At 41.9% G+C, this 19,499-nt stretch carries 18 protein-coding genes; 4 read left to right on the top strand and 14 right to left on the bottom strand.

The window, feature by feature from the left end; translation table 11 throughout:
• Entirely contained in the window at window positions 1-720 is a 720-nt protein-coding gene (locus tag FZC41_RS00190) for a response regulator transcription factor (protein ID WP_148565376.1), read from the bottom strand.
• A gap of 218 nt (window positions 721-938) precedes the next feature.
• Between FZC41_RS00190 and FZC41_RS00185 the strand changes: the two genes are divergently transcribed.
• Window positions 939-1,679 (top strand): helix-turn-helix domain-containing protein, encoded by a 741-nt coding sequence (locus FZC41_RS00185; RefSeq protein WP_148565375.1) that lies wholly within the window; start codon window positions 939-941, stop codon window positions 1,677-1,679.
• Between the two features lie 35 nt (window positions 1,680-1,714).
• Entirely contained in the window at window positions 1,715-2,158 is a 444-nt protein-coding gene (locus tag FZC41_RS00180) for a cupin domain-containing protein (protein WP_243136612.1), read from the top strand.
• A gap of 43 nt (window positions 2,159-2,201) precedes the next feature.
• Here the strand turns inward: FZC41_RS00180 and FZC41_RS00175 are convergent, their stop codons facing one another.
• From FZC41_RS00175 to FZC41_RS00160, 4 genes are all read right to left on the bottom strand, one after another.
• Window positions 2,202-4,790: a winged helix-turn-helix domain-containing protein gene (locus tag FZC41_RS00175; RefSeq protein WP_148565374.1), complete on the bottom strand. Its 2,589-nt coding sequence runs from the start codon at window positions 4,788-4,790 to the stop codon at window positions 2,202-2,204.
• Between the two features lie 122 nt (window positions 4,791-4,912).
• The gene (locus FZC41_RS00170) at window positions 4,913-5,902 is read right to left on the bottom strand and encodes an ABC transporter permease (protein ID WP_148565373.1); all 990 of its coding nucleotides are present in this window, start codon (window positions 5,900-5,902) and stop codon (window positions 4,913-4,915) included.
• Window positions 5,896-6,660, bottom strand: coding sequence for an ABC transporter permease (locus FZC41_RS00165; protein ID WP_148565372.1), 765 nt, complete (start codon window positions 6,658-6,660; stop codon window positions 5,896-5,898). Before FZC41_RS00165 ends, FZC41_RS00170 begins: the two co-directional genes overlap by 7 nt.
• Before the next feature lie 3 nt (window positions 6,661-6,663).
• Entirely contained in the window at window positions 6,664-7,602 is a 939-nt protein-coding gene (locus FZC41_RS00160) for an ABC transporter ATP-binding protein (RefSeq protein WP_148565371.1), read from the bottom strand.
• Window positions 7,603-7,795: 193 nt separating this feature from the next.
• On the opposite strand from FZC41_RS00160, the gene FZC41_RS00155 reads away from it, so the two are divergent.
• Window positions 7,796-8,653 (top strand): MerR family transcriptional regulator, encoded by an 858-nt coding sequence (locus tag FZC41_RS00155; protein ID WP_148565370.1) that lies wholly within the window; start codon window positions 7,796-7,798, stop codon window positions 8,651-8,653.
• 60 nt (window positions 8,654-8,713) lie between these two features.
• Window positions 8,714-9,532, top strand: coding sequence for a creatininase family protein (locus FZC41_RS00150; protein WP_148565369.1), 819 nt, complete (start codon window positions 8,714-8,716; stop codon window positions 9,530-9,532).
• A gap of 168 nt (window positions 9,533-9,700) precedes the next feature.
• On the opposite strand, the gene FZC41_RS00145 is transcribed toward FZC41_RS00150, so the two are convergent.
• From FZC41_RS00145 to argS, 9 genes are all read right to left on the bottom strand, one after another.
• Complete coding sequence (locus tag FZC41_RS00145) at window positions 9,701-11,473, bottom strand: cobaltochelatase CobT-related protein (RefSeq protein WP_148565368.1); 1,773 nt, start codon at window positions 11,471-11,473, stop codon at window positions 9,701-9,703.
• A gap of 33 nt (window positions 11,474-11,506) precedes the next feature.
• Entirely contained in the window at window positions 11,507-12,430 is a 924-nt protein-coding gene (locus tag FZC41_RS00140; protein ID WP_148565367.1) for an AAA family ATPase, read from the bottom strand.
• Between the two features lie 274 nt (window positions 12,431-12,704).
• A complete protein-coding gene (locus FZC41_RS00135) occupies window positions 12,705-13,646 on the bottom strand; it encodes a transketolase family protein (RefSeq protein WP_148565366.1) in 942 nt (313 codons plus the stop codon).
• Between the two features lie 2 nt (window positions 13,647-13,648).
• A complete protein-coding gene (locus FZC41_RS00130; protein ID WP_148565365.1) occupies window positions 13,649-14,458 on the bottom strand; it encodes a transketolase in 810 nt (269 codons plus the stop codon).
• A 46-nt stretch (window positions 14,459-14,504) separates the two neighbouring features.
• Window positions 14,505-15,665: an alanine racemase gene (alr, locus tag FZC41_RS00125; protein WP_148565364.1), complete on the bottom strand. Its 1,161-nt coding sequence runs from the start codon at window positions 15,663-15,665 to the stop codon at window positions 14,505-14,507.
• A gap of 3 nt (window positions 15,666-15,668) precedes the next feature.
• On the bottom strand, window positions 15,669-16,358 hold the full coding sequence (locus FZC41_RS00120) for a 5'-methylthioadenosine/adenosylhomocysteine nucleosidase (RefSeq protein ID WP_148565363.1): 690 nt from the start codon (window positions 16,356-16,358) through the stop codon (window positions 15,669-15,671).
• Complete coding sequence (gene ispF / locus FZC41_RS00115; RefSeq protein ID WP_148565703.1) at window positions 16,355-16,840, bottom strand: 2-C-methyl-D-erythritol 2,4-cyclodiphosphate synthase; 486 nt, start codon at window positions 16,838-16,840, stop codon at window positions 16,355-16,357. Before ispF ends, FZC41_RS00120 begins: the two co-directional genes overlap by 4 nt.
• A 233-nt stretch (window positions 16,841-17,073) precedes the next feature.
• The gene (locus FZC41_RS00110) at window positions 17,074-17,775 is read right to left on the bottom strand and encodes a tRNA threonylcarbamoyladenosine dehydratase (RefSeq protein WP_148565362.1); all 702 of its coding nucleotides are present in this window, start codon (window positions 17,773-17,775) and stop codon (window positions 17,074-17,076) included.
• Window position 17,776: 1 nt separating this feature from the next.
• Window positions 17,777-19,453, bottom strand: coding sequence for an arginine--tRNA ligase (gene argS, locus FZC41_RS00105; protein ID WP_148565361.1), 1,677 nt, complete (start codon window positions 19,451-19,453; stop codon window positions 17,777-17,779).
• Window positions 19,454-19,499: the final 46 nt, after the last annotated feature.

Below are 19,499 nucleotides of genomic sequence, written 5' to 3'. Positions count from 1 at the left end.
TTAGTCTTCCGAGGTCTCAAACATATACCCGGTTCCCCAGATCGTTTTAATGTATTTGGGTTTGTTGGGATTCTCTTCTATTTTTTCGCGGATTTTCCGGATATGGACATTCAGGGTCCCGTCGCTGAAAAAGGCGTCGCCCCAGATATTGGCAAACAACTCGTCTTTGGAAATCACCCGGTTCTTATTTTCATAAAGGTATTGAAACAGCTTGAATTCCTTTGTTTTAAAACCCGCATCTTTTTCATCGACGTAAACCTTCATGGCATCGCCATCGATTCTCAGGTTTTTGCAGCAGTTTTCATCTTTCAATTGAGAAACCCCATCATCACTGACTCCACCTTTTAAAGCTAGCGCATCATACCGTTTGATGATCACCTTCACCTTGGCCAGCAGCACGCTGAGGGAATAGGGTTTTTTGATGTAATCATCCCCGCCGATGTTTAAGGCAATGAGCACATCGTCATCGCTCTGCCGGGCGCTGATAAAGAGGATGGGCACATCCGTTTTTGTCCGGAGTTCCCTACACAATTCAAATCCGCTGTCATTGCCAAGATTGATATCCAGCAAAATCAGTTTGACCCCATTCGTCTTAACAAAGCTCAAACAGTCATTATAATCGGTGACATAAGCAGCCGTTACTCCGAACATTTCAAAATATTCACAGGTCGCTTTTGCCAGCTCGACCTCATCATCAACGATCAAACAATCCCAGTTCACAGTTACTCCAATCCGCCTGTCTGAATCGACAAAACTCAGCCTCTGGCTTTATCCTTAGCTCTTTTAAATAATCATATCATTATTCCAGTATAAATGCATCCATTTAACACAAGAAGGACTGTTTTCTCGCGTGCAAAAACAGATTTTTTAATGCCATTCAACAAATTGGTGATATAATAATTCAAATTAAAAAATATTCAATAGTAACGGGTGTTCAAATGAAATATTACAAATCGGATCAGCATAAAATTGAATTTGCTTTTTCAGAAAATTCACTAATCGCCTATGAAAAACATAATCATGTTTCTGTCTACGCGGTGGGATTAATCCTCGATGGAAGCATCCACTTAGAGCGGCAGGGCAAAAAATACGAATGCGCTGTTGATGACTTATTCATCATTCCTCCCTATATGGTGCATTCAATCACGCCATGCGCAAAAACATATTCAATAATAACCCTATGCATCAGAACCGCATTTCTGAATGACTGCAAGCTGATCCAGGGAAAGGCCATCCTGACGGATCTTGCCGACCGACTGATCTGCGACGGCATTCTCTCTGCCGCTCAGACGGAAGCGTTTACGGATGCCCTGGAAATAGTATACAACCTCTATGGAAATGAAGATTTTTCCCATGACGATATGATTTCTGAAACCAAAGCATTCATCGAATCACAGCCGGAAACCAATATAACATTGGATAGTCTGTCTGAAAAAATATTTGTCAGCAAATATTATCTAGTCCGGAAATTCAAGAAGAACATTGGCCTGTCGCCTCACCGCTTCCAAATCCAAAACCGTATTAGGAAATCCCAGCACCTACTCCAAAATGGGGCAGGTTTAACCGAAACGGCACTGGCGATGGGGTTTTATGACCAAAGTCACTTCATTAAATATTTCAAAAAAATAGTGGGGATCACACCATCTGAATACATCGACTCACTGGAATCACTCAAATGAAAGAGCAATTTTTTACAATCCGTTGAGCTCTTAATTTGATATATTTCTTTCAGAAACAAAATCTTCAAGAAGAAAGAGGTATTATCATAAGCAAATCAGAAACTTTCGCAAAATTTGACAATGGTCAATTTGTGATTCCCAACTGTAAAAGAGAATTTGGCGACATTCCCTGGACAAAACATCCCAAATTTGAAGGAGTTGAATTGAAGCACCTTGTCACCGCTCAGGATACGGACGGGCAGTTCAGCTATGATCTTGTCCGGATTGCTCCGAATAAAAGCATCAAGAATCATATTCACGAAAAACAGCTGGAAACACATGAAGTAGTCGGCGGTTCTGGAACATGCATCAACGCCGGAACCCGTATTGAGTATGAAACCGGCATAATCTCTATGATGCCGGCCGGCATCGAACACGCAGTCACTGCCGGTGCCGATGGTCTTTATCTGTTCGCCAAGTTTTTTCCGGCTTCCTGCTGACTGATCAACCATGATGTCAGCAGCATAAGGCATCCGGGAGACCTTATGTTTCGTTCTTCAATTTATTCACCGCTGCCACCCGGTTGTTGACCTCCAGTTTTCCGTAGATATTATTGATATGGGTTTTAATTGTGGCCAGTGATACACAGAGTTTTTCGGCAATCTGCAGATTGGTGCTGCCCTCTGCCAGTTCATCCAGCACTTCTTTTTCCCGTTCGGTCAATATGTCGATCTGCTTTTTTACTGAACATTTCTTTTCTTCCGGAAGACCCTTTTGGGGATCGGCTGACAGAACCCGGCTGATAAAGTTTATGGATTCCGTTGTCAGTTCTTTTTTAAAATCCATTTTGAACGCATTAAAAACCTCCGCCACTAATTTTCGTTCAAACCAGAATGGCTGAGCAATGCCATTTTCAACAGCATAAGTAACTGCCTCAATGAAGAGATTTCGGATGACCCGCTGATCACCATTGGTTTCAGCCAGCATCCGAAGCTTCAGGAGATCCCCCTCCACAATTTTCAGCTTATTCTGGCTTTTCCGGGCATTGGCAATAAGATTTTCAACCAGCTGAAAAGCCAATTCTTTATTTCCCAGTTCAAACTGGATGCTGCTGTAAAGCAGCTCACAGTCCATATTATCGACGAAATCCTCGGATGTTTCATAGATTCTGGCAAACTTTTGGGCCAATTCATGGTGCTGACCCCGATAGATGGGATAGCGCAATAACCGCGCCGAAAAATAACTGTTTTCAAAGGCTTCCTGGCCCATGACCGCCATCAGGAGACTTTCGGTTTTATCATCTTTGCCGGTAACATAATAGTATTCAGCCAGGGTATACTGATAAGCCTGAAAGATACTGCTTGACTGAGTTTCCATCATTATCTGAGTATTTTCCAGCATTTCAAAGGCCTGTTCCAGGGCCAGCCGGCGGATATAAACCCCGGCAATTCCGATAAAATAGGAACAGCTCAGGGCTTTTACCTGGGATACCATTTTTTCAATTTCTTCGTAAATCGCCAGACACCGGTTCAGCTCACCCAGATCTTCATAGATCTGAGCCTTTTCAGTCAAAACAAAAAAACCGATATAGACATTGCCGGTTTTTTTATAGACCTCTTCGGCAACCTCCAGATACTCAATGGCCTGATGAAACTGGGAGTTAGCATAGAGAAAATAGGCTTCCTTAATCAACAGAAAAGCGATCGTAATGGGATTAAGCGGCAGATTTCTAATTTCTTCCAGCGACAGGATTTCAGAGGACCGGAAATCCCATTCACTGTTGAAAAATAGATTGGATCGCCGGAAGGCCTCAAAGGACTTCTCGGTTTTCAGATTTGTTTTAATAAAAGCGTAAATTTCTTTGCAGGCCTCTTCATCCACACTGGCATAATAATAGAAAAAATACTGATAGGCAAAATCCGGATTTTTCCCAATTTCCTCCATCGGTACCTTCATGAGATAGGAAAAGGTCAGGGCCGTCTGGGGCATTTTCAAAATCAGCGCCATGATTTTTTCATAGGCTTTGATTTCAAATAGATGATAGAGACATTCTTCATAATCACCCAGCTGATTATAAATGTTTGCTGCCTGCTCATGAAGCTCCTTCTTTTGGATGTCATCCTGTTTTTCAAACAGACTCTTCAGGTATTCCGCCATGATTGCGTGATAACGGTAAATCCCGGCTTCTTCGTCAATATTGATAACAAAGAGATTTTTCTGAAGAATGGCTTCCATCATTGGAATAAAAGGGGTTTGGGGCAGGTAATGTTCACAGATGTCTCCATTGAAATAACGGAGAATGGCTGTTTTAACCAAAAACTGCTGTTCATCCTCAGACAAATATCCAAAAATCTCTTTGGTTATATAATCATTTAAAACCCGGTCAGATAGTTTCATGCTCCCCATGGAGGAAAGATTACCATGTTTTTCGGAAATTGCCAACAACTGGAGACCGCCGATCCACCCTTCGGACAGCTGGATCATCGCGGAAATCTCATTTTCATCTTTTTTGAGCTTCAGCGTTTCTACCAGAAAATCCCGGCTTTCTTTTTCGGTCAGACGAATGTCATCCTCTTCGATAAGCAACAGCCTGTTTTCAATGGCCAGCTGGCCGAGATAAATAGGCGGCATTTCCCGGGTCAGCAGCACCAGGTGGAGCTGCTCCGGCATATTTTCGATAAAATAATCGATGGTGGATACCAGAAAGGCATCCGACACGATTTGAAACTCGTCCAGCACCAGAACAATTTCTTCTTCGGTATTCAGTCGACTCAGAAAGTATGAGATCATCTGAAAGAGAATCTCCTTCTGCATATTGCTATCAAGGAGATTCTGACAGTCCGTCTGTTCATCCATCAATTCACTGAGGGAATTGACCAGGTAATTCCAGAAAACGAAGGCCTGGTCTGCATGTTCATCTAAAGTGATCCATTTCATTTTTTTGATTCCCCGTTCAATGGCAAAGCTTGACAGCAGGGTTGTTTTCCCGCAACCGGCTCCGGCTTTGACAATGGTCACCTTATAATCCGCCAGGTGTTCCAGTTGCCCAAAAAGATGATCTCTGATAATATAATGTTTTCTTGGTGCCGGCATTTTATGTTTGACTGAAATAAACGGCTGAGTATAATCCAATGCATTTCACCTCCATAGTATCATTTTACTTTGCTAATGACGAAAGTACCGTGCACTTTGCAAAAAGTTTGTCAATTTTCTATCATTTTACTTTTTATCCCGCCTTCCGTCAAGGCTGCTGATCAGTGGTAGACATAATCTTTTCGGGTGTTGACAACGGCGATTGCCAGAAAAAGCACGGCTAAAGCCACTACATAAACCAACTGATACCGGGTACTCTGACTGAGACTGCCTTTTTCCAGCGCATCAATAAAATTGATGAAATCTTTTTGTGGCAGCAGGTGAATCAATTTGTCAAACAGGGTGGCCTCTTTTGAAAGGGAACAAAAAGAGCCGGCCAGGATGGAGGTCAGTACGATGATGGAGGAACCCAGCATATTGGCGGTATCCGCTACATCAAAGAAGGAATTCAAAAATAAAGCAAAAGCCGTGGCGAGCAATGCCAGAACGCCGATGAGCCCGGCATAAACCGGCAATGAAAAACCAATATCGATCCCCATCAGAGCCGCTGCCCCCACAACCAGAAAACTAGGCACGGCAATAATGATAAAGATGAAAGCGCCATGTCCCAGGATATATTGGATAAACGGAATCGGTGATACGGCAATGCGTTTGATCAAGTGTTTTTCCTTGTCTTCGGCGAAAAAGCGGGCATAGAGCACCCCCTGCATCAGCAGAAACATCATCATAAAACCCAGAATATTGGTACCGGTCTGCCTTACCTGACTGTTATCCGGGACAAACCCGGCTGGATTAGTCAGCGCCGATTCAAGCATGGTTTTGAATGCCATGTTTTTGATGGTTGTAATTTCATCATTACCATCACTGTTAGTCGTAATGACCGCATCATAGCGACTTTGCACCAAGGTTGAAGTTTCCGGAGTTTTTTCCAGCACCGTCACATTAAAATAGGGATTCGCCAGCAATGCTGAATCGCTCTCCGACAGTACCTGCTGATCCGGTACCACCAGCGCAATATTCCCCTTTGTTTCGATTCGGGTAGTCAGCAGAATGGCGGCGGATACGGCCGCAATCATCAAAATCAATGAGATCACCAGATACATTTTTTCTCCCCAGAGCCGTTTACAATTGTTTTTAAATACTACTAACATATACAATCCTCTTTTCTGAATGTTTTAGCACAAATAATGAAAACCACCAGGGTTGCCAGAATCAACCCCAGAACCGTGGGATAAAACCATGAAAAATTGTGGTCATAGATCATCGAAAAGCTGGTATTCGCCAGCCATTTGGCCGGGGACAGATAACTGAGACCTCGCACCACCGGTCCGTAACCATCCATGGGAAATAAAAGCCCCCCCAGAATAGCAAAGATATTGATGACGATACTGAGGATCTGATTGGCCATCGCTTCCGTTTTAAAAACACAACAGAACATAACCCCCAGACCGACCGAAAAGAGCTCAGTCAAAACCAAAAGAATCAATAGTTGGGGAATCGCATCCACATGAATATGAAACATTGTAAAAACCAAAGCTGCAACCCCCAGATGACAAAGCAGGCAGAATAAAAATGTTGAAAGAATCTTAGACAGGTAGATCACCCGCTCATTCCCCGGAGCGTAGATAATGCGCATATTGGGTTTACGGATAGTCACTTCCATAAAGGCATTGGCCGAGGTCATGCCGCTCGAAATGACCGTGTAGATCATCAGGGTGATGCCATAATAATCAAAGGAGCTCACCTCGCCGCCATAACTGTCTTTGCTCAAAAAGCCCAGAATCACAATCAATAAAAATGGAAAGGCGGCATTGTAAAAAAGCCACATCGGATTTTTAAACAGGTTCCTGAAATCTTCCTTGCTGATTAAATAGAGGTTTCTCAGATTGATGGTTGTCATTATGTTCATCCCCTAATCTCTTAAACTTTTTCCGGTTAAGCGGAGAAACACATTTTCCAGACTGGCGGTCCGGCAGAAGAGATTGAGAATTTTTGATTTGCTGGCAATGACCATTGCAATGATCTTATCCAGATTTTCAATATTTTTCAGGGTGGTGATGGTCAGCGTCTGGGCCTTTTTTTCCACTTTCTTGATGCCTTCTATTTTGTAGAACTCATCCACATTCAGATTATTGTCTTCTTCAATTTCCATGATAAACTGCCGTTCATCAAAAATGTCTTCTTTTAAGCTTTCCTTGGTGCCCTCGGCAATGATGGTGCCGCTGTCCATGATCAGAATCCGGGTGGAAATTTCTTCCACCTCTTCCATATAATGGGTCGTATAGAGAATAGTCATGCCATGCTGGCTCAACTTTTTGATGGAACTGAGAATATGATTTCGGGATTGGGGATCAATCCCCACCGTAGGCTCATCCATAATCAACAGCTCCGGCTCGTGAGCAATGGCACAGGCAATATTCAACCGGCGTTTCATCCCGCCGGAAAAGGTTTTGGCCTTATCCTTTTTTCTTTCCAGCAGGCCGGAAAAATCCAGGGCTTTATTGACCTTTTCTTCCAGCACACGGCCTTTCAAACCGTAGAGTGATGCAAAAAAACGGACGTTCTGTTCCGCACTGAGGTCCTCATAAATGGCCAGATCCTGAGGAACCACCCCCAGATTTCGCTTAAATTGATTCAGGCAGTCTTTAATGTTTTTTCCCTGATAGCGCATGTCGCCCCCATCATAATCCAATATCCCGCAGAGCATGTTGATGGTGGTGCTTTTACCGGCCCCATTGGGCCCCAGCAGACACAGGATCTCGCCTTTCTTCACTGCAAAAGAGATTTCTTTGACCACCTGCTTTTCATCAAAACTTTTTTTCAATTGGTTCACTGATATAATCGTGTTCATTCTTTTTTTCCTTTCCTGTCATGTTCTTGCGTTGATTGTATCGGAAAACGAAAAAAAGAAAATCAACCGAAAGGTTGATCCTCGGGGTTGATTTTCAGGGTTGAGACGCGTAGCATAATTTGTATAAAAAATACAGTTTGGCTTATTGCAATGATATAATGCAAATGAAAGAAATAAAAAAGGAGATGAAAATTTGAGCAATGATATCCTATTGAGCATTGGTGAACTGGCAAAAATAGGTAAAGTCTCTCATAAAACTTTGCGTTATTATGATCAATTAGGTCTTTTAAAACCGGCATTAGTCAATCAGAATAACAATTATCGTTTTTATAAAAAATCGCAGATTACCCGATTAATAGCAATCAAACAATTGCAGGAATTAGGTATTTCACTGGAAGATATCAGCACCTTTTATAATCAGAATACGCCTTCGAATATTTTTGACCATTTAAGCAATCTCTTAGCGACACAAGAAGCGAGTATTAAAAATGAAATAGCCTTGCTTTCTGACAAACTTAAAAAAATCCAAATGATGAAATCACATTACACTGATATCATCGAAAATTTAGGCAGTAATGATCCTGAAACTATTTTAATAAAAGAAATTTCTGACAGAACCATCATATTTAAAGAATACAATGGCGAATATACTTCTTCAATTTACAGAGATACTTATAAATTAATTTTAGACCGCATGCAGGAACAGGGCCTGTATTTCAGCAATATCTGTTCGCCACCTCTGGCAATCAGAACTATTTCCAAGAACTCACAGCAGGTCAATTTAAAAATAGGTTATGCAATAAAATCACCATTAGGATTTGAGGATTTTCAAAAAATAACTTTACCTGCCGGACATTATGCCTGTGTTCTTCATAAAGGCAATTACAATTCGCTTCGGAAAATAGCTTTTTATGAAACGTTCAGTGAAACATTAACTAACGAAATTATCAGCCCATCCGCTACACTTGAAATTTATTATATCAGTGAGGTGACTACTGACATTACAAATATTTTTTTAACCGAGGTTCAAATTTTTATAAATAATGTTTGACCCTCTCCCTAGGGAAGACTTTATTATTAAATTAATAAAAACACTAAGGAGAAAATCACGATGGAATATTCTATTTTTAAAGACACATTGGTGGATATGCCCTATCCGGAAATTGAAGAATCAATCAAGCAAAATGCCTGTGTATTGCTGCCAGTATCAGTTGTTGAAGAACATGGTCCACATCTCTGCACCGGAACAGACATTTATCTGACTCAATCTTTAAGTCAGAAGGTTAAACAAAAACTGGAAGCTAAAGATCATCAAGTCGTTATCGCTCCCCCCTTTTATTGGGGCGTAAACAGTATTACGAATAGCTTTGTCGGTTCTTTTTCTATCAAGCCCGAAACAATGACCACAATACTTCTGGAGATTTTGGAAAATTTAAAAAAATGGGGGTTCAAAAAGATATTCTTATTGAATTTTCATGGCGATTTTATTCATATTAAAACAATTGCTGATATTGTCGCCAAAGCAAACGAAAAGAACATTGAAGCCTATTTTTTGATTGATTCAAATTTTATTTCGCGAATGGATTTAAATAAAGACGCTTCTTATCTGGTAAAAGTCAAATTAGATCCAAATAAAGCCAATCTTGAAACCAATGTTATTGATATTCACGCAGGAGCGACAGAAACAAGCTGGATGGCACTTTCCTACAGAGAACTGGTAAATACTGAAAAAGCAAAGGCTTTAAAACCAACCAACCTGACCTTAGCCGATTTACAACAATGGGTTAAAGGTGGCGAAATTGCCAAAAATATTACCCCGTTAGGCTATTGTGGAAATCCATCAAATATTGACTTGTCAAAAATAAAAACCATGGCAGACATAATTGCAGAAAAATATTCGGCAGAAATAATCAATGTCTGTAGTCATTAAAGATAGCCGCTATAGCGAAGACGCATCCATTAACGAACTGCTGCCTTACAAAAGACATTTGCCGATGTGAAAAGCTCAACGGGATCTTTGACTGAATAACCCCGAAATTTTATGCAAAAAAACCGCCAAATCAGGGTCGCCTTAAGGGCCTCAGATTGGCGGTTGTTTTTAATTCGCAATAATTTGTTTTAAATATTTGATAACCATGTCGGCAAAACGATTGATGTCTTTGATATAGGCAAAGTCCTTGCCGTAAATTAATTTTTCTGCCATTAAATCCTGCTCTTTTCCGGTAAAAACGCCAAGAACCAGAATACCCTGCTGTCTGGCAAAGCGAACCTCTTTAGCTGTGTCTGATATGGCCACCCGTCCGCGATACGCTTCTTTCAAATCATTAACCTGGCCCTTGCCGACTTTAATATCATTGGGGCGTCCATCACTTAATACGATCAGAATTTTATTCTCCTCCCGACGTTTCAGCAAATCTTCACAGGTCGCCTTGATAGCCAGACCGTCCCGGTTGTTTCCTGAACAGTAATATTCAAAAATATTGTCATTGGTAGACAATGGGGATTCATAATCTCGGAACCGCTTGATAACCGTATAGTCAAGAAAGCTGGAAAACCCGAGGACCCGGTTGGGAATGCCTACCAGGGTCAGCGCCTGGGCCAGAATGTAAGACTGAATCGCCACCCGGGATTGATTTCGGCGCTGAGACCCACTGGAATCCATGAGAATATCCACCACAAAACTGCCCTTGTTGTTGTCAATATTTTTCACAAAAACCTTGTGATTGCTGCTGCGATTGATCCGCCAGAGTTTATTCGCCACCAGTTGACCGGCATCTGACGGGATGGCATCCATGATTTCTTCCTGAACCAAGGTACGGGACATGCTTTCTTTTAGTTTATTCACATTCCGCTTGCACACCTTGAAATTTGCCCGAAAGACTTCGATATTTTTCGTTTGCTGGCGTTTGACATATTTCTGCTGAAATTCGTTTTTTGAATCACTTCGAAGAACCCCGTCGGTCATATGGATTCGGCAATTGCCATGCTCTCCCTGACACACTTGGTTTTGCAGTTTTCTAACTTCACTGATGGGCAGAAAAGAATTTCCATAATAGTAAGCTACTTTTTCATAAATTTTCCCCAGATCTTCTTCCTGAACTCTCAAGACACGGCTGTTTCCCTCATTTTTATTAACATTCGACATTTCTCCCTGGGATTCGCCCAGGAGGGCATCGGCAAGCTCTTCAACCGAAGCTTCAATTTCGGATTCTTCCGGATCATCTTCATATAATTCTTCCAGCATAAAATCGCTGAAGTCGCCCCGCAAACTGTTTTGCTTATCTTTGGAATCTTTTCGATCGCTGCCATCTTCTTCAACAAAAAGTGGAAAGTATTCCATATAGATATCTTCAATACCTTTGAGAAAATCAACGGTATCTTCCCGATTCTGAAGTCCCAGCAAATCTTTCTTGAGTTTGCTTGTTTCCGAATCAAGCATAACGCTCTTATCCATTTTTTCAAGAATGATGGCGTGCTCCACTTTCTCTAAAAGGTTTTCGGTATGAAGCTTATAGTAATTTGCAAAGATATCGTCGTAGGCCTTTTTTCTGATGTCATAGACGCCGGGACGTTCAGCAATGATTTTTTCTTCAACAAGCACATCGCTGCCCATGGAGATGAGGCCCAAGACAATGTCTTTATCGAAACCCGCCCGATAACGGCTGATGACATATTTCTTAACTTTTGTCCAGTCAACAAACTTCCGTCGTCCTCCGGCTGTTACCGCATGGTACAAGGCCACATTTTCCGAAATAAAACTTTTCTCGCCGCTGTCCATGTTTTCGTCATAATCCCCGGAAACCGTCCACATGAGATTGGCTATGCGATTGTCAAATTCATAATCTTCATAAATCCATTTGGCATCCTTCAAGCGGTTCGCCTCCCTTCCCTAGTCTTCAGAAATTTAGAGCTTGCCAAAAACATCCGCAGGTTCCCAACTTTCTCTGATTCGTGTTTTGATAACGTCCAATACAATTTCCTTTTCATACTGATCAAATGTTTTTCCGACGACACCCATATCAACTGCCAGCATCGGCTTTAAGCCCCGTCGAATCGTTTTGAGGCTTCCGATAATGCCACGAAGATCGACGGATTTGGTTGAAATTTCCGAGTTTTTTGACTTCTCCTGAAGATCCAAAAATATTCCGGCAAACTGGGGCAGGATTTCTTCATTGGCATCTGGAAAGTATCCCTTAAGGATGACCATCAATGTTTCTTCTTCAATCTGGGGAATATCAATGGTCATAAAACGAGAAACCAGGGCTTCATTAAGCTCTTTTGTTCCGGCATATTCATAGTTCATGGTTCCAATAAAACGAGTTGCCTCATGTAGTTTTATTTTTTCATAGCCTGGCACATCAATGACCTTCCGATAATCCAGCGCTGAATGAAGCACCACTAAGGCATCATTTTTAGCCATATTGATTTCATCGAAAACTCCAAATCCTCCATTAATGGCACACTCATAAACAGAACCGCGACGCAGTTTTACCTCATTGTCGATAAAAGTATCGGTTCCGATTAAACTGGTGCTGTCGGTGTTCACATGAAATGAAGTATTCCACTGGGGTCGATTGAATAATTCGCAGATATTATCGGCTAAAACATTTTTACCAGTTGCCTTTGGTCCTGAAAGTAATACATTTTCTCCCTCCAGAATGGCTGTGATGCACATGGCCCAGATATCTTTTCCATAAAATACATTTTCTGTATTCGGCACCCGGTCCTGAAGCTTTTCATCCAGCTTATAGAATTCTCTGAAATGTTTCACATCGTCCAGCAATTTTCCATTTATTCCTTGTTTCAATAATTCTTCGGTTAATCTCATCTATCTTTCCTTTCTGTCAATGCCTTGCATCGATTGTTGTTAATCTGTTGTTTAGAATGAATTTAATATACCATATAACCTCTATAAATCAACCTAAAAAATTTGAAAAGCAAAAATTTATCACTTATTCGATTATTCGAAACTGTCTTTTTTAAATTAAATTGTTATCTGAAATTTAATACACTCCCAATAGCACCCTGAAGGCGCTATTGGGAGTGTAGACAAATCTAAATAAGGCGACGCCGCCTATTATCCTGAAATTTATTGAAATAACTTATCTTTTTCGTTCAATGACTTTTTTAGCCGCAGCAACAATATCCTTTGCGGTCAGACCGTATTTTTCCATCAGCGGTGCCACTTTCCCGGATTGTCCAAAAATATCTTTGATGCCAACTCGTTCCATCGGTACTGGTGCCACTTCGCAAAGCACCTCGGCAACAGCTCCGCCAAGACCACCAATAATGCTGTGCTCTTCTGCCGTTACAATCGCTCCGGTTTTAATGGCAGCCTCTTCAATGGCGTCTACATCAATCGGTTTAATTGAACCCATGTTGATAACCTGGGCTGATATTCCCTCTGCTTTCAACAGTTCTGCCGCTTCCAAAGCGGGTCCAACCATTAAGCCAACTGCAATAATGGTCACATCTCGTCCTGTTTTTAATAAGCCTGCTTTTCCAACTTCAAATTCATAATCTTCATCAAAAATAACGGGAACATCACTCCGACCTAAACGGATGTATACCGGTCCATCAATTGCAATGGCCGCATCCATCATTTTTCTTGTTTCGATGGCATCGGCCGGGCATAAAACGGTCATATTTGGAATAACCCGCATCAGCGTGATATCTTCTATCGCCTGATGGGAAGCCCCATCTTCCCCGACCGAAATACCGGAATGGGTCAATGCAATTTTTACATTAAGTTTTGGATAACAAATGCTGTTGCGGACAATTTCATAGGCCCGTCCGGCTCCAAAAATTGCAAAAGTACTGGCAAAAGGAATTTTTCCCGTAGTTGCCAACCCGGCGGCCATCCCCATTAGATTTGATTCTGCGATACCTACATTAAAGTGCCGGTCCGGACATTCTTTTGCAAATATGTTTGTTTTTGTTGCGCCCGATAAATCCGCATCCAAAACAACCAGATTCTCTATTTTATTGCTTAATTCAACCAAGTATTCGCCATAGGCTTGTCGTGTTGATTTCATTTCTGCCATGTTTATGCCTCCAATTCTGCCAAAGCCTGTAGAACTTGCTCAGCATTTGGTCCCTTTCCATGCCATCCGGCATTGTTTTCCATAAAAGATACACCTTTTCCTTTGATGGTCTTGCAAACAATAACGGTTGGTTTGTCCTCTGATTTCTTTGCCACTTCAATCGCTTTTCTCAGTTGATCAAAATCATGACCGTTTTCAACCATGATGACGTTCCAGCCAAAGGCTTCAAACTTTGCATCAATGGGATAGGGCGACATAACATCGCATATTGCTCCGTCAATCTGGAGATTATTATTATCCACAAAAGCGATTAAATTGTTGAGCCGGTAGTGACTGGCGGCCATGGCCGCTTCCCAGACAAGACCTTCTTCTAACTCGCCGTCCCCCAGTAAAACATAAACTTTATAATCTTTTTTATCTATTTTTCCGCCAAGTGCCATACCCGTTGCTGCCGAAATACCCTGGCCCAATGAGCCGGTTGACATGTCAACCCCCGGAACCTTGTTCATATCAGGATGCCCCTGCAAAATAGAACCAAGCTGTCTAAGGTTCTGTAACTCTTCTTTTGGGAAAAACCCTTTCGCTGCTAAGGTTGCATATAATAAAGGTGCTGCATGACCCTTTGATAACACAAAACGGTCACGATCTTCGGCGCGAGGATTTTTCTCGTCCACATTCATTTCTTCAAAATAAAGCAGTGTCAAAATTTCTACAGACGATAAAGATCCACCGGGATGTCCTGAGCTTGCTTTGCCAATCATTTTTACTATATCTTTACGAATTTCCCGAGCGGTTTCTTCTAAAAATGCCATGTATTTCTCCTTGTATTTAATAATTAATATTGCTTTCAATATTGTGTTATTGAGCTAATATATCCCGTCGAATATTCTTTTCGACTCCATCTTCAAGATAAACCCGCGGCACCCGTTTATTTAGCATACAGGTTATTTCATAGTTGATGGTGCCAACTGCATCTGCTAAACTGTCGGCCGAAATATTTTCGCCAAATATCTCGACTTCATCATAAAGACGAATATCGTCTAGTTCGGAAACATCCACCATGCACTGATCCATGCAGATGTTCCCGACTACCGGTACCTGTCGCCCTTTAATCCAGACTTTGGCCGAACCACTGAGCATTCGGGTGAATCCGTCCGCATAACCGATTGGCAATGTCGCAATCAGACAGTCGTCTTTTGCGACAAAGTGGTTGCCATAACTCACCGAATCACCGGGGTGAATCATTTTCAGATGTACAATGGTGGATTTCAAGGTCATCACTGGTTTTAAAGCGATTTTTGATCGATCCACTTCATTGGATGGGTATAACCCATAAAGAATGATCCCCGGACGGACCATATCAAAATGAAGTCCCTCCAGATCAAAAATCGCGGCGCTGTTGGCAATATGTTTTAACGGTATCTGAATATTTTTTTCCTCCAGCTTGGCAATAACGTCTTTAAAACGTCGAACCTGTTCCATGGTGTAGCTTTTATCTTTTTCATCAGCAGTTGAAAAATGACTGTATAATCCTTGTATTTCAATACCTTTCAACTGGCTCATGGCTTCAATCGCTTCCGGCGCTTCACTCCAGTCAAGTCCAATCCGTCCCATTCCCGTGTCGATTTTAATATGGAGCGGATGTTTAATGCCTACTTCCAGACAGTAATCTGACAGTGCCGCAGCAAAATCCATTTGATAAACACCGGGAATCACATTCCATTTTATCAGCTCCGGGATGAGCTCTTTGGGCGTGAAACCTAAAAGCAAAATCTCACAGGAGATTCCCCCTTGACGCAAAGCAATGGCTTCATCCACAAATGCAACCGCCAACATATCCACTCCGGCATTACATAACGCCTGGCCGCATTCCAATCCGCCATGACCGTAAGCATCTGCTTTCACGACGCCTAAAATTTTAACATCGGGTCCCACGATTCTTCTGATTTCTTCATAATTGTGTCTCAATGCATCTAAATTAATTTCTGCCCATGTGGGCCGAAGTCCCAACTCTTCCATTTTTTATTCGGCTCCCTGAGCCATGCTCAAAACAATGGCCACCCCATTTTTAATGGAGTCTTCCAAATTGTTTTTATAATCATTTGAAAGGTTGGCATCCGCTTGATCCGATATTGACCGAATGACCAGGTACGGAACCTGGTTAAATACGGCAACCTGTCCAACCGCCGCCCCTTCCATTTCACAGCAAAGTCCGCCAAATTCAGCGAAAAGTTTTTCTTTAATCGCTTTGGAATCCACGCCTAAATCGGCGGTCATGATCCGACCGATCCGGTATGGCGCTTTTAGTCCAATGGCTGCTTCTTCGGCCAGCTTGATTAATGTTTTGTCGGCTTTAAAAAAGGTGATGTCCATATTGGGGATTTCTCCCAGTGGATGTCCAAAAGCTCTGGCATCCATATCATATTGACAGCTGTCTTCCGAAATCACAATGTCACCAATCTCAAGATCCGGATGAACGGCCCCGGCTACGCCCACATTAATAATGGCTTTGACCTTGAAAATGTCAATCAGAACCTGCGTGCACATGGCCGCATTAACTTTTCCGATGCCGCATTGCACCGTCACAACTTCTTTTTGTTTGAGCTTTCCTTTGAAAAACGTCATTCCCGCATGGGTGATTTTAAAACAATCCTCCATGACTGATTTGATTTCTCTGACCTCACTATCCATGGCTGCAATAATACCAATCATTTTATTATTTCTCCTTTCACAAGACTCACCACTGCACTGGCAGCTATTCCTTCTTGCCTTCCGGTAAAGCCAAGACCTTCTTCTGTTGTTGCTTTAACACTCACCCGATCTCTGGGTAAATCCAGGGTTCTGCTAATATTTTCTTTCATGATTTCAATATAAGAACTTAGTTTTGGGGCCTGTGCAATAATGGTTGAATCAATATTATTGATCCGATATCCTTTTTCGCCGACAAGCTCCCCCACTTTTTTCAAAAGCATCAGACTGTCACAATCTTTGTACGCTTCATCGCTGTCGGGAAAATACTTTCCAATATCACCAAGGGCCAATGCCCCTAAAAGGGCATCCATGATCGCATGCACCAGAACGTCCGCATCTGAATGTCCCAAAAGGCCAAGAGGATGCGTTATTTTTACACCGCCTAGAACAAGCGCTCGCTTTTCAACCAAACGATGGACATCATAGCCTGTACCTACTCGTATCATCTTACTCCTTCCAAACATTTCGTCAAATAAATTTAATCATATTTTCTATCGTTTGTACAGGTCTTTTCAAACTGTTTCATTCTGTACAGGTTTACATTTTCTTTTTTATTAAATAAGCTCTATTGGTTCAGCTGTCTTTTATAGAAATTATAACATAAAAAAACGATAAAAAAGCTCCATCAACAGATAACTTAAATTCCCTTTAAGTTATCTGTTGATGGAGTCCGTTTTTAGACAATCTTCTTGGCTTTCAACAAATCTCGGACGACTTCTCCGGCCATCAGCAGACCCGCAACGGCTGGAACAAACGCAATGCTCCCGGGCGGATTCTCCCGTACCACCGGTTCTTCTCTTGAATAAAGTACCTTAAGCGATTCAACTCCCCGGTTTCTCAGTTCTTTTCGCATGACTTTTGCCAGCGGGCATATCGATGTTTCATAAATATCCGTGATTCCAAAAAGACTTGGATCCAGTTTATTCCCTGTTCCCATGGAGCTGATCAGAGGCACCTTGCTATCTTGACATTTAACCGCTAAATCAATTTTTGCGGTCACCATATCCACGGCATCAATGACATAATCATAATCTTCCAAATGAAATATTCCTGAATTTTCCGGGGTGTAGCATTCGTACATGGGGTGAATAATACAAAGCGGATTGATAGCAATCAGTCGCCGTGCCATGGCATTCACTTTTTTCTTCCCGATTGTTTTTACGTTCGCCATAATCTGACGATTAAGATTTGTTGGGTCAATGACGTCCTTATCTACGATTGTCAGGAAACCGACGCCGCTTCTTATTAGTCCTTCAGCCGCAAAGGAGCCGACTCCGCCAACGCCAAATAAAATCACTCGGGAATTTTGAAGCATTTCAAGCCCTGACTTACCAATGAGTTTTTCAGTTCGATCAAAAATTCCTTCTTCGGTTATCATCTTACATTCTTTCCGGCGCCGAAATGCCCAAAATGCTCAGCGCATTTTCAATAACCTGCTGAGTTGCTTCAATCAATGCGACTCTTGCCTTCATCAGACTTTTATCCTCAACCCGCACATGACAGGCGTTATAAAAGCTATGAAAAGCTGAAGCCAAATCAATGGCGTAATGGGTAATTCTGCTGGGATCCAACTTATCTTCAGCCATCAGAATTTCATCTGAAAATAAAGAAAGAATTTCCAAAAGATTCAACTCTTCCTTTTCGGTCAAGCGCTCAGGATCCAAAGCTACCGTATTATCCAATTCTTCCGCCATCTGCCTGATGATGCTGCAAATACGGGCATGAGCATATTGCACATAAAATACCGGATTATCACTGGATTGTTCCATCGCTAAATCCAGATCAAAGTCAAAATGACTGTCCGGGGAACGGAGATTAAAAAAGAATCGCGTGGCATCAACGCCTACTTCATCAATTAAATCGGTCAGCGCAATCGCTTTTCCCTTTCGTTTTGACATTCGGGTCACTTCACCGTTTCTGATCAGTCTCACCAACTGCATCAGCACGACATCGAATTCATCGGCATTGATTCCAACCGCTGTCAAAGCTCCCTTTAGTCGGGCAACATGGCCATGGTGATCGGCTCCCCAAACATTAATGCAGCGATCAAAGCCTCTGGTGATATACTTATTCACATGATAAGCGATATCGCCCATAAAATAGGTGGGTAATCCATTGGCCCGAATAATGACATCGTCTTTCTCTGATCCGAAAGAGGTTGACTTAAACCACAAGGCGCCATCTTGTTCATAGGTAAATCCACCTTCTTTCAAACGGGCAATGGTCTCTTCAATGGCACCGCTGTCATACAAACTTTGTTCTGAAAACCAGACATCATAATGAATGCCATAAGCTGCCAGATCACTTTTTATTTGCGTCAGGTTCTTATTCAGCGCATAATCGATGAGTATTTTTTTCCGTTCATCAGATTCCAATGATCGATGCACATCACCATTTTCGGCAATGAAATTTTTCACATGTTCAGTGATGTCATCGCCCTGATAGCCATCTTCCGGAAAGGGTATATCCTCACCAAATAATTGTCGATAACGGGCATCCAGAGAATCTCCAAATTTGACGATTTGGTTTCCGGCATCATTTATGTAAAATTCCCGGGTTACTTCATATCCAGTCCAGTCTGCGACAGCTGCTAAAATATCCCCAATGGCTCCTCCGCGAGCATTTCCCATGTGCATGGGACCGGTAGGATTCGCCGAAATGAATTCTAAGTTAAAGGCTTTCCCTTTGTTTTTCTGACTTCGACCGTAATCTTTTTTCATTTCGGCAATTTCTTCCAGCACTGCATAATGCCATGATTTTTTTAACTTAAAATTAATAAAACCCGGTCCTGCTATTTCTACCGATTCTACATAAGAACCTGCTGTATCCATATTTGCCATCAATGTTTCCGCAATAAAACGGGGTGACTTTCTGGTTTGCTTTGGCAATTGCATGGCAATGTTCGTTGAATAATCTCCATGTCCTTTTTCTCTGGGGATTTCCAGAAAAATATTTGGCATTGTTTCAATGGCAAAGGCCCCTGAAGCTAACGATTTATTCAGAGCACCTGCCGTGATTTCTTTTATCTGTTCATTGATTTTTTCACGTATATACATGCTTTTTCCTCTCACTCTTCTTTTTTATGTCTTGCTATCAACACAA

Source organism: Acetobacterium paludosum, from assembly GCF_008086595.1.
Lineage (GTDB): Bacteria > Bacillota > Clostridia > Eubacteriales > Eubacteriaceae > Acetobacterium > Acetobacterium paludosum.
This window is presented reverse-complemented; position numbering and strand designations above follow the sequence as displayed.